The organism is Streptomyces sp. NPDC030143 (assembly GCF_055573695.1).
On sequence record NZ_JBVIAY010000025.1, the window covers coordinates 59,554 to 70,661 of the forward strand.

Consider the following 11,108-nt stretch of genomic DNA (forward strand, 5'->3'; position numbering starts at 1 on the left):
TGAAGCCGCCCGCCGGGTGGTCGGTCCGGGCAGAGGGAGGCGAAGTGGCAGGGCGGCACGGGCCGGGAGCGGTGGGCAGGGCGATCGTGGCGGTCGCCCTCGCGGCGACGCTGTCGGCGGTGGGCGGCGGTGACGCGCCGGGGCGCGCGGAAGGCGCGGCGGGCGCGGACGGCGGCCGGTGCGCACTCCCGCCCGGGACGCTGACCGTGGACGATCTGCCCGCCGGATCGTCGGTGATCGACTGCGGCGCCGTCGGGCGCGTCGTCACCCATGCCGGCGCCGGGGTGACCGTCCCCGAGCCGGGCACGAAGGTCGGCGTCGACGCGCTGACGGTGGACGGCTCCCGGCACGGCTTCACCCTGGAGGTCGCCGCGGACGGCACGGTCTCCTACGCCTACGAGCCGAGCGGCGGCGCTGCCCCCGGCGTCGCCGCCGACGCCGCGGAACACGCTCACACCCACGCCCACGCACAGGCCGCCCCGGCCGCTCCCCGTGCCAAGTGCGCCGACGCCGCCCATGCCGTCACCGACCACAAGGAGTACGGCACCTACGACTGGTGGCTCGGCGACGACGCCCTGCCCGGCAACGTCTCCCGCGCCGAAGCGCGCCGAGCCTTCACCGACGCCATCACCACCATCATCACCAGCCGCAACGACTGCGGGTACGGCGACGTCGTCGGGGCGCGGGCCAAGTACTGGGGCGCGACCCGCCAGGAGGCCGACATCGACCACGAGGCCCGCTGCACCGCGCGGGACGGGGTGAGTGTGTGGGACGCGGGTGACCTCACCGGCGCCGTCGTCGCCACGACCTGTACCTGGAGCCGTCCGATGTCCGGCCGCCCGGACTGGCTGAAGGAGGCCGACGTCCGCTTCAACACCGGCGACTACACGTTCACCGACCACCCCACCGGCGCCTGCACCGACGCGTACGACATCCGCAGTGTCGCCACCCACGAGGCGGGTCACGTCTTCGGCCTGGCCCACGTCGGCCCCGGGCACGAGGCCCAGACCATGTACACCAACTCGTTCGCGTGCTCGACGAGCGCCCGGACCCTGGGCAAGGGGGACGTGCTGGGCCTGCGGGCGCTCTACTGAGCGCGGCCGGTCCCTGTACCGAAAGCCGAGACGGGGCTGCCCACGATATGACCGACGGGTAGGGTCTGATGCCGTGCCGAAGCCGCTCAGCCTCCCCTTCGACCCGATCGCCCGCGCCGACGAGCTCTGGAAACAGCGCTGGGGCAACGTGCCGTCCATGGCCGCGATCACCTCGATCATGCGCGCCCACCAGATCCTCCTCGCCGAGGTGGACGCGGTGGTCAAGCCGTACGGGCTGACGTTCGCGCGCTACGAGGCGCTGGTGCTGCTCAACTTCTCCAAGGCCGGCGAGCTGCCGATGTCGAAGATCGGTGAGCGGCTCATGGTCCACCCCACCTCCGTGACCAACACCGTCGACCGCCTGGTGCGGTCCGGTCTGGTCGACAAGCGCCCCAACCCCAACGACGGCCGCGGCACCCTCGCCTCGATCACCGACAAGGGCCGCGAGGTCGTCGAGGCCGCCACCCGCGACCTGATGGCGATGGACTTCGGCCTCGGCGTGTACGACGCCGAGGAGTGCGCGGAGATCTTCGCGATGCTGCGCCCGCTGCGGATCGCCGCACACGACTTCGAGGAGCAGTGAACGGCGGGCTGAGGCCGTGCCGCGCGCGGGAGCGGTGACCGGCGGGTCCGGTCCCCGGCGGGGTACCGCCGACGGGCGTCGGACAGCGTCGACCCGGCGCAAGATCTCCCGGAACGGGCGGTTACGCTCGACGGCATGAAGAAGAGCGTGCTGACCCGCTACCGCGTCATGGCCTACGTCACCGGTGTGCTGCTGGTCCTGCTGACCCTCGGCGTGATCGCCAAGTACCTGCTCAAGATGGACGGCGCGGACAGCTTCACCAGTGTCGTGGGCATCGCGCACGGCTGGCTGTACGTCCTCTACCTGGTCTTCGCCTTCGACCTGGGCTCCAAGGCCAAGTGGCCGGTCGCCCGGCAGCTGTGGGTGCTGCTGGCCGGGACCGTTCCGACGGCCGCGTTCTTCGTCGAGCGCCGGATCAGCCGCGAGCTGGAGTCCAAGATCGCCGAGGACGCCCCGGCGGTCGCCAAGGCCTGAGGGCCCTTGCACCATGCCCGCCCGGGCCGCGCGGTCCGGTGTCGTGCAGGGCGCGAGGACCCCTGCGCCCACCCGGGCTCCACCGCCGTACGGCACGCGTACGGCGGTCTGCCATCGACATTTACTAGGACGTCCTAGTAAATTCGGGGGTATGGACGCTGACGCCATCGAGGAGGGCCGCCGACGCTGGCAGGCCCGGTACGACGCCGCACGCACGCGTGAGGCGGACTTCACCACGCTCTCCGGGGATCCCGTGGAGCCGGTGTACGGGCCCCGGCCCGGCGACACCTACGAGGGGTTCGAGCGGATCGGGTGGCCCGGGGAGTACCCCTTCACCCGCGGGCTGTACCCCACCGGCTACCGGGGGCGTACGTGGACCATCCGGCAGTTCGCCGGGTTCGGCAACGCCGAGCAGACCAACGAGCGCTACAAGATGATCCTCGCCAACGGCGGCGGGGGCCTGTCCGTCGCGTTCGACATGCCGACCCTGATGGGCCGCGACTCCGACGACCGGCGCTCGCTCGGCGAGGTCGGGCACTGCGGGGTCGCCATCGACTCGGCCGCCGACATGGAGGTGCTGTTCAAGGGCATCCCGCTCGGGGACGTCACCACCTCGATGACGATCAGCGGGCCCGCCGTGCCCGTCTTCTGCATGTACCTCGTCGCGGCCGAGCGCCAGGGCGTCGATCCCGCCGTCCTCAACGGCACGCTCCAGACCGACATCTTCAAGGAGTACATCGCGCAGAAGGAGTGGCTCTTCCCGCCCGAGCCGCACCTGCGCCTCATCGGCGACCTCATGGAGTACTGCGCGGCCGGCATCCCCGCCTACAAGCCGCTGTCCGTCTCCGGCTACCACATCCGCGAGGCCGGAGCGACGGCCGCACAGGAGCTGGCGTACACGCTCGCGGACGGCTTCGGTTACGTCGAGCTGGGGCTCAGCCGCGGTCTGGACGTCGACGTGTTCGCGCCCGGGCTCTCCTTCTTCTTCGACGCGCACGTCGACTTCTTCGAGGAGATCGCCAAGTTCCGCGCGGCGCGCAGGATCTGGGCCCGGTGGATGCGCGACGTCTACGGGGCGCGGACCGAGAAGGCGCAGTGGCTGCGGTTCCACACCCAGACCGCGGGGGTCTCGCTGACGGCCCAGCAGCCGTACAACAACGTGGTGCGGACGGCGGTGGAGGCGCTCGCGGCGGTGCTCGGCGGGACCAACTCCCTGCACACCAACGCACTGGACGAGACGCTGGCCCTGCCGAGCGAGCAGGCCGCGGAGATCGCGCTGCGCACGCAGCAGGTGCTGATGGAGGAGACCGGGGTCGCCAACGTCGCCGACCCGCTGGGCGGTTCCTGGTACGTCGAGCAGTTGACGGACCGGATCGAGGCCGACGCCGAGAAGATCTTCGAGCAGATCAGGGAGCGGGGTCTGCGGGCGCACCCCGACGGCCGGCACCCCATCGGTCCGATCACCTCCGGGATCCTGCGGGGGATCGAGGACGGCTGGTTCACCGGGGAGATCGCCGAGTCGGCGTTCCGGTACCAGCAGGCCCTGGAGAAGGGGGAGAAGAGGGTCGTCGGCGTCAACGCGCACACCAGTTCGGTGACCGGGGACCTGGAGATCCTGCGGGTCAGCCACGAGGTGGAGCGGGAGCAGGTCCGGGTGCTCGCGGGACGGCGGGTCGCGCGGGACGACGCGGCCGTGCGGGCGGCCCTGGACGCCATGGTCGCGGCGGCCCGGGAGGGGGCGAACATGATCGAGCCGATGCTGGTCGCCGTGCGCGCGGAGGCCACGCTGGGGGAGATCTGCGACGTCCTGCGGGACGAGTGGGGCGTGTACACCGAGCCCGCCGGGTTCTGAACCGGGCGGACGACGGGCCCTGGGGCGTGTCGCGGGCCGTCCGTCCGGCCGCGACACCCGGCACGGCGCCTCGCCGCGTGGTCGGGATCGTCCGCGTACACCCCGGTACGCGGACGCCCCTCCGCCTTGCGATGCACGGCACCGGACGCCGCGAGCCGATCGGCCTCCCCTTGTCCGGAGCTCTTGGGACGCCTTTGTTCGGAGCTCTCGATGGGCCCCTAGCCCCGTTCGCCGGCCAGGCCGTGCAGGAGGAGCCGGGTGAAGGCGCGCACCCACTCCTGGTCCGCCGGTTCCGCGCTCACCAGGGTGCGGTGGACCACCGCGCCCGCGACGACGTCGAAGATGAGGTCGACCGTGTGGGCGGACTCCCGCGGGTCGGTCTGCGGGGGGAGCTCGCCACGGGCCTGGGCGCGGGCCCGGCCCTCGAGGACCAGGTCCTTCTGGGGTTCGACGACGGAGGCGCGGATGCGTGCGCGCAGGGCGTCGTCGCGGGTGGACTCGGCGACCACCGCCATCAGTCCGCTGCGGGCCTCGGGGCGGGCGAGGATCGCCGCGAACTGCAGGACCACGCCCTCGATGTCGGCGGCGAGGCTGCCGCGGTCGGGGAGTTCCAGTTCGCCGAAGAGCTCGGCAACCGCGTCGACGACGAGTTCGTTCTTGCCGGCCCAGCGACGGTAGAGCGTCGTTTTCGCAACCCCGGCGCGTGATGCCACGTCTCCCAGGGTGAGTCCGGACCAGCCCAGCTCGATCAGGGCGTCCCGTGTGGCGGCCAGGATCGCGGCGTCCGCGGTGGCGCTGCGCGGACGCCCCGGACGGCCGGCGGGGGTACGGCTCTGCATGCTCCGACGATATCGGGCCCGTCCCGGGGTACGGCGGGGGAGCAGTGAGGGAGATCACCGGGGAACGGTCCCGCGGAGGGCCCCCTCGGCATTACGCTACGACTCGTAGCGAAAGCTCGTGACGGACGTACGCGAGCCGTGATCCGCCGACGCGGGGTGGGGACCCGGCGCACTTTTCGGATCGCTTTTCACGCACAGGCGCTGACGGGGGAGGATAGACGCATGCAGCCACGGAACATGTCCATGAGCGGAGTCGTCGACCTCGCCGCGGTGAAGGCGGCCCAGGAGGCCAAGGCGAAGGCGGAGCAGGCGCGGGCCGAAGCCGCCCGACAGGGCGGGGCGGGGGCCGTGTCCCCCGCCGACCTCGTCATCGACGTCGATGAGGCCGGGTTCGAGCGGGACGTCCTCCAGCGGTCCGCCGAGGTGCCCGTCGTCATCGACTTCTGGGCCGAGTGGTGCCAGCCCTGCAAGCAGCTGAGCCCGGTCCTGGAGCGGCTCGCCGTCGAGTACGACGGGCGCTTCCTGCTGGCCAAGATCGACGTCGACGCCAACCAGATGCTGATGCAGCAGTTCGGGGTCCAGGGGATCCCGGCCGTGTTCGCCGTCGTCGCCGGGCAGGCGCTGCCGCTCTTCCAGGGAGCCGCCGGCGAGGCGCAGATCCGCCAGACCCTCGACCAGTTGGTGCAGGTCGCCGAAGAGCGCTTCGGCCTGACCGGTCTGACCGTCGACCCCGACGCCGAGCCGGGCGGCCGCACCGAGGCCCCCGCCGCACCGGTCGGCCCCCACGACACCCTGCTCGAAGCCGCCGTGCGGGCACTCGACGCCGGGGACCTCGGCGGTGCGGTGCGGGCGTACCAGAACGTCCTCGCCGACGACCCGGGCAACACCGAGGCCAAACTCGGGCTGTCCCAGGCCGAGTTGCTCCAGCGGGTGCAGGACATGGACCCGCAGCAGGTGCGCAAGGACGCCGCGGACAAGCCGAATGACGTGGGGGCGCAGATCGCCGCCGCCGACCTGGATCTGGTGGGCGGTCACGTCGAGGACGCGTTCGGACGGCTCATCGACACCGTGCAGCGCACGGCCGGTGAGGACCGCGACGCGGTACGCGTGCGGCTGCTGGAGCTGTTCGAGGTGGTCGGGCCCGACGACCCGCGGGTGACCGCGGCGCGCAGGGCGCTGGCGCGCGCCCTGTTCTGAGCCGGGCGAGGGCCCGGTTCTGACCAGTCGCTAAACGCCGGGGCCTGTGGCGCCCGGGTGAAAGTTCTGCCGAAACCGTCCCCCTGCGGCCGCGCTTTACCAAATCTTGGTAATCGCGGCCGCTGTTACTGGCAGTAAGCCGGGGGCGTTGATCTGTCGGATTCTGTCCAGCGATCAACAGTTTTGTCCTGGGCATGTCTGCCACCCAGCGTCGTCGGTCGAGACCTATGGGTCGTTGTTCGGTTATCCGGTCGTTACTAGCGAGTAACGAACCCCCTTGTGCGGGCGGCGAGAATGCACCACGATCGGCCACGCTCGGTCCATTCCCGTACCCCGACAGCCGGTTGGGTCAACGGGTTTTCCTGGGTCCCCACCGAGCAGGGCCGTCGACAGTGGCGCCGGCCCTTGGGCAGGGGGGTCTTCGCTGCGGCGAAGCCTGTCCAGCAAGGTTGTGCGTGATGCGTGTCAGGCGCGACCAGTGGTTGTCGCTCGGGGGTGATCGCCGGTGATTCGGGCGCGGTTCTCGCCTCCGGGTACGGGCGCTCCCCTTCCCGAGGACGTAGCACTTCTCCCATCCCTGCCCGGCTGAGCCGCCGCATCGGGGGCGAGTCGGGATCAGGAGATGTACGTCCGAGAAGGAGGAAATATGGAGTCCCAGGTGCGTGGCGGGACCAGATGGAAGCGGTTCGCTGTGGTCATGGTGCCCAGCGTGGCCGCCACGGCGTGTATAGGCGTCGCCCTCGCGCAGGGTGCGCTCGCCGCGTCGTTCAGCGTGTCGGGTCAGTCGTTCAAGGTCACCGCGGACAAGCTCGTCGGTACGGGCTTCTCGCAGTACGGCGCGCTCGACGCGGGTTACACCCTCGACGGCAAGAAGACGGCTCACCCCGTCGCCGTCTCGGCGTTCAAGAACGCCTCGATCACGAACATGTGCCAGTCCGTGGTCACCCCGAACATCCCGCTGATCGGCTCGGTCAGCCTCACGCTGAAGGCCGGCGGCAACGGCAAGCCGGTCGAGGCCGAGAACCTCTACATCGACGTCGAGGACCTGGCGGCCGACGCCACGTTCACCAACATCGACATCGGTGTGGCCGCCAAGGACCTCAACAAGGGTCCCGGCATGAAGGGCGGCAGCGAGCAGGCCAACCCCTACGGGTTCGCACAGCAGGCCGAGTCGGCCGTCCTGACCGACGTGAAGCAGACGGCGTGGGCCACCACCGCCGGAACCTTCAAGCTCAGCGGCCTGAAGATGTCGCTGTCGACGGGTGTCAAGGAGTGCTACTAAGCACTCTGTGACGGGCGGGGGAGCCGGTGGCGCCCCCGCCCGTCCAGTCTGAAGCGCGGGTCTTCACCTGTCGCACCACTCTCCACCACAGCAACGCCGCACCAGGGAGCTGTTTTCCATGAGCGCCGAGACCCCTGTCGCCCCCGGCCAGTTCACCCGCCGTAGGCAGCAGTTCCGCGCCTGGCGGGGCACGAGGCCGTTCTGGGCCGGCCTGTTCGTACTCCTCGGCGGATTCCCCATCGCCTACTTCCCGTACGCCAACCTGCAGATCGGTCACCTGACGCTCGCGATGGCGACCACCGCCGGCGCAGGCTCCCTGATCATCGGCGTGCTGCTCGGCGTCCTGGGCATCAGTCTGTGGTTCCAGAAGCACGTCCGCGTCTTCGCGGGCGTCGCGGCGATCCTGCTGGGCCTGGTGTCCATCCCGGTGTCCAACCTCGGCGGCTTCCTCATCGGCTTCCTGCTCGCGCTGGTCGGCGGGGCCATGGCGGTCTCCTGGGCACCCGGCCCGTCCTCCGCGCCGCAGCCGGCGCCGGAGACCGGCCCCACCGGGGGCGTCGCTCCCGAGGGCGCGTTCCCGGCGGGCCACCACGCCCCCGCGCACGGCGCGGTCGTGAACCCGTACAGCTCGGGTCCGGCCCTCACCAAGGACGACGCCGGCGCCGCCCAGGGCGCGGACGAGCCGAACGATCTGTCAGGAACGAGCCCGGCCAACGGGGCGAACGGGAGGCACAGTGCCGGCTGACGAGGTGACCACCGGGAGCGATGTGGACGCTGCCCGTGTGAGAACCGGGCCGCGCCACGCGGCACCCAAGAAGCCGCTGTTCACCAGGCTCCACATGCCCGCCGGCAAGGCGATAGCCCTGGCGGCCATGCCGACCGCGGTCCTCATGGGGATGGGCTTCACGCCCACCCTCGCCAACGCCGAGGACCAGCCCACGTCCAAGAGCCTCACCGTCGACGAGTACAAGGACTGCGTCGCCGCCCTCGAGAACGAGGCGGCCGGCCCGTCGGCCTCGCCCTCGCCCTCCGCGTCGGAGAGCGCGGGAGGCTCGGCGGACGAGGGCAAGGACGACTCCAAGGACGACGCCAAGGACGAGTCCGCGGGCGGTTCGGACGGCTCCGGCGACTCCGCCGGTTCCACCGACGGCAAGGACACCCCGGGTGACGCTTCGTCGGATCCGGGTTCCGACGAGGGGACCCGGCCCGAGCCCTCCGCGTCCCCGTCGGCGGCCACGCCCCAGACCTCGACGTCCGGCGGCGACACGGCGACCGCGAGCCCGTCGCCGTCCGAGAGCGACAAGAACGTTCTGGAGAACATCGGGGACGCCCTCACGGACCTCTTCGACGGCACCAAGGACTCCGGCGCCACGGGCGACGCGAGTCCCGCGCCGTCGGCCTCCCCCTCCGCCTCCGCGAGCGGGGACACGTCGGCGGACTCCGGCTCCACCGGCTCCGGTTCGTCCGGCTCGGGGTCCACCGGCTCCGGCACGGGCGGCTCCGGCGAGAACGGCTCCGACGCGGCGAAGGACACCACCGACGCCGTGCGGGACACCGCCGACAAGGCGGCCGGGACGGCCGAGGACACCACGGAGAAGGCGGAGGAGGAAGCCTCCGACGCGGCCGACGCCACCGCCTCCCCGAGCCCGTCGGCGAGCGCCTCCACGGACGTGGACGACTGTCCCGTCGCCACCGAGGACGAGTCCGGCGTCGACAACAAGGTGCCGCTGCCGGACGACCCCTGGCAGCTGGACGCCAGCTCGCTGCTGCTCAAGGGCGCCGACTACCAGGGCATCGTCGAGGTGAAGACGGCCAACGGGACGAAGAAGAAGGTCCTGAAGTACGTCGTCTCCCAGGGCACCGACATCGGCGACCTGCACCAGACGGTCAAGGACAAGCAGGCCGGCGTCACGTACCACGTCCAGGCCGGCTCGGGCACGACGTCCACGATCCGCAACGGCGACACGCTCATGTACACCGAGAGCATCTCGGGCAACCTGTTCGGGCTGATACCCGTGACGTTCAGCCCGGAGCACCCGCCGCCGCTGAACATCCCGCTCATCTACTTCACCAACGTCAAGGTCGTCCAGGCCGGCCAGTTCGGCGGCGACCTGCACGTCCCGGGGATGCACGTCTTCAGCACCAAGTAGGACCGCGGCACCCGGCAGAACCCGCAGCACCGAGCAGTACCCACGATCCCGTCCGGGAGCCGCAACGGCCTGAGGGCGCCCCCTGTGTCGCAGGGGGCGCCCTCAGCGCCGTTCACGGTGGGTTCGGGCTCAGTTGGGGGAGCCCACGCCGAGGTGGTGGACGCGGACCATGTTGGTGGTGCCGGGGACGCCGGGCGGCGAGCCGGCGGTGATGATCACGATCTCACCGGGGCTGAAGCGGTTGAGCTTGGTGATCTCCTGGTCCACCAGGTCGACCATCTCGTCGGTGCTGTTCACGAACGGCACCACGTGCGACTCGACGCCCCAGCTGAGCGCCAGCTGGTTGCGGGTGCCCTCGTCGGTGGTGAAGGCGATGATCGGCTGGGCGGCGCGGTAGCGGGAGAGCCGGCGGGCGGTGTCGCCGGACTGCGTGAAGGCCACCAGCCCCCGGCCGCCGAGGAAGTCGGCGATCTCGCAGGCGGCGCGGGCGACCGAACCACCCTGCGTGCGCGGCTTCTTGCCCGGGACCAGCGGCTGGAGACCCTTGCTCAGCAGCTCCGTCTCGGCCGCGGCGACGATCTTCGACATGGTCTTGACGGTCTCGATCGGGTACGCGCCCACGCTCGACTCGGCGGACAGCATGACCGCGTCGGCGCCGTCCAGGATCGCGTTGGCCACGTCGGAGGCCTCGGCGCGGGTCGGACGGGAGTTGGTGATCATCGACTCCATCATCTGGGTCGCCACGATCACCGGCTTGGCGTTGCGCCGGCACAGCTCGATCAGGCGCTTCTGCACCATGGGGACCTTCTCGAGCGGGTACTCGACGGCGAGGTCACCGCGCGCGACCATCACACCGTCGAACGCCATCACGACGTCCTCCATGTTCTCCACCGCCTGCGGCTTCTCCACCTTGGCGATGACGGGGACGCGGCGGCCCTCCTCGTCCATGATCCGGTGGACGTCGGAGACGTCCTTGGCGTCCCGGACGAAGGACAGCGCGACCAGGTCGGCGCCCATGCGCAGCGCGAACCGCAGGTCCTCGATGTCCTTCTCGCTCAGCGCGGGCACGTTGACGGCCGCGCCGGGCAGGTTGATGCCCTTGTGGTCGGAGATGACACCGCCCTCGATGACGATCGTCCGCACCCGCGGGCCCTCGACGTCCAGGACCTTCAGCTCGACGTTGCCGTCGTTGATGAGGATCTGGTCGCCGCGCGAGACGTCGCCGGGCAGGCCCTTGTAGGTGGTGCCGCAGATCGTCTTGTCACCGGGCACGTCCTCGGTGGTGATGGTGAACTCGTCACCGCGCACCAGCTCGACCGGCCCTTCGGCGAAGGTCTCCAGCCGGATCTTGGGGCCCTGGAGGTCGGCGAGGACACCGATGGCCCGGCCGGTCTCCTTGGCGGCGGCCCGGACCCGGTCGTAACGGCCCTGGTGCTCGGCGTGCGTGCCGTGGCTGAAGTTGAAGCGGGCCACGTTCATGCCGGCCTCGATCAGCGACACGAGCATTTCGTGGGAGTCGACCGCGGGGCCGAGAGTACAGACGATTTTCGAACGGCGCATGGGGCGATCCTATCGGTTTGTTTCGCTCCGGAATATTCCGTCTGGCGGAAGATACAAATGAGGTGGTGCGTGCTCAG

10 protein-coding genes are annotated in these 11,108 nt (G+C 70.9%); 8 read left to right on the top strand and 2 right to left on the bottom strand.

All coding sequences use genetic code 11. The features are described 5' to 3' along the window. Nucleotides 1-44: 44 nt before the first annotated feature. The 4 genes from ACZ4YY_RS31540 (at nucleotide 45) to ACZ4YY_RS31555 (ending at nucleotide 4,003) form a co-directional block, all read left to right on the top strand. The gene (locus ACZ4YY_RS31540; RefSeq protein WP_468298114.1) at nucleotides 45-1,094 is read left to right on the top strand and encodes a matrixin family metalloprotease; all 1,050 of its coding nucleotides are present in this window, start codon (nucleotides 45-47) and stop codon (nucleotides 1,092-1,094) included. Nucleotides 1,095-1,167: 73 nt separating this feature from the next. Further along, the gene (locus ACZ4YY_RS31545) at nucleotides 1,168-1,677 is read left to right on the top strand and encodes a MarR family winged helix-turn-helix transcriptional regulator (protein ID WP_468298118.1); all 510 of its coding nucleotides are present in this window, start codon (nucleotides 1,168-1,170) and stop codon (nucleotides 1,675-1,677) included. A 135-nt stretch (nucleotides 1,678-1,812) separates the two neighbouring features. Beyond that, nucleotides 1,813-2,151 carry a DUF3817 domain-containing protein gene (locus tag ACZ4YY_RS31550; protein ID WP_468298120.1) on the top strand — a complete coding sequence of 113 codons (339 nt, stop codon included), beginning with the start codon at nucleotides 1,813-1,815 and terminating at the stop codon, nucleotides 2,149-2,151. A gap of 151 nt (nucleotides 2,152-2,302) precedes the next feature. Further along, nucleotides 2,303-4,003, top strand: coding sequence for an acyl-CoA mutase large subunit family protein (locus ACZ4YY_RS31555; protein ID WP_468298122.1), 1,701 nt, complete (start codon nucleotides 2,303-2,305; stop codon nucleotides 4,001-4,003). Nucleotides 4,004-4,221: 218 nt separating this feature from the next. Here the strand turns inward: ACZ4YY_RS31555 and ACZ4YY_RS31560 are convergent, their stop codons facing one another. Further along, entirely contained in the window at nucleotides 4,222-4,842 is a 621-nt protein-coding gene (locus ACZ4YY_RS31560; protein ID WP_468298124.1) for a TetR/AcrR family transcriptional regulator, read from the bottom strand. A 222-nt stretch (nucleotides 4,843-5,064) separates the two neighbouring features. Here ACZ4YY_RS31560 and ACZ4YY_RS31565 point away from each other — a divergent pair, with 222 nt between their 5' ends. The 4 genes from ACZ4YY_RS31565 (at nucleotide 5,065) to ACZ4YY_RS31580 (ending at nucleotide 9,471) form a co-directional block, all read left to right on the top strand. Beyond that, entirely contained in the window at nucleotides 5,065-6,039 is a 975-nt protein-coding gene (locus ACZ4YY_RS31565) for a tetratricopeptide repeat protein (RefSeq protein ID WP_468298126.1), read from the top strand. Nucleotides 6,040-6,685: 646 nt separating this feature from the next. Beyond that, nucleotides 6,686-7,321 carry a DUF6230 family protein gene (locus tag ACZ4YY_RS31570; protein WP_468298128.1) on the top strand — a complete coding sequence of 212 codons (636 nt, stop codon included), beginning with the start codon at nucleotides 6,686-6,688 and terminating at the stop codon, nucleotides 7,319-7,321. 118 nt (nucleotides 7,322-7,439) lie between these two features. Next, nucleotides 7,440-8,066 (top strand): DUF6114 domain-containing protein, encoded by a 627-nt coding sequence (locus ACZ4YY_RS31575; RefSeq protein WP_468298130.1) that lies wholly within the window; start codon nucleotides 7,440-7,442, stop codon nucleotides 8,064-8,066. After that, nucleotides 8,056-9,471 (top strand): hypothetical protein, encoded by a 1,416-nt coding sequence (locus ACZ4YY_RS31580; RefSeq protein WP_468298132.1) that lies wholly within the window; start codon nucleotides 8,056-8,058, stop codon nucleotides 9,469-9,471. The genes ACZ4YY_RS31575 and ACZ4YY_RS31580 overlap by 11 nt, the downstream gene beginning before the upstream one ends. 129 nt (nucleotides 9,472-9,600) lie before the next feature. Here the strand turns inward: ACZ4YY_RS31580 and pyk are convergent, their stop codons facing one another. Further along, nucleotides 9,601-11,031: a pyruvate kinase gene (gene pyk, locus ACZ4YY_RS31585; protein ID WP_468298134.1), complete on the bottom strand. Its 1,431-nt coding sequence runs from the start codon at nucleotides 11,029-11,031 to the stop codon at nucleotides 9,601-9,603. Nucleotides 11,032-11,108 lie beyond the last annotated feature (77 nt).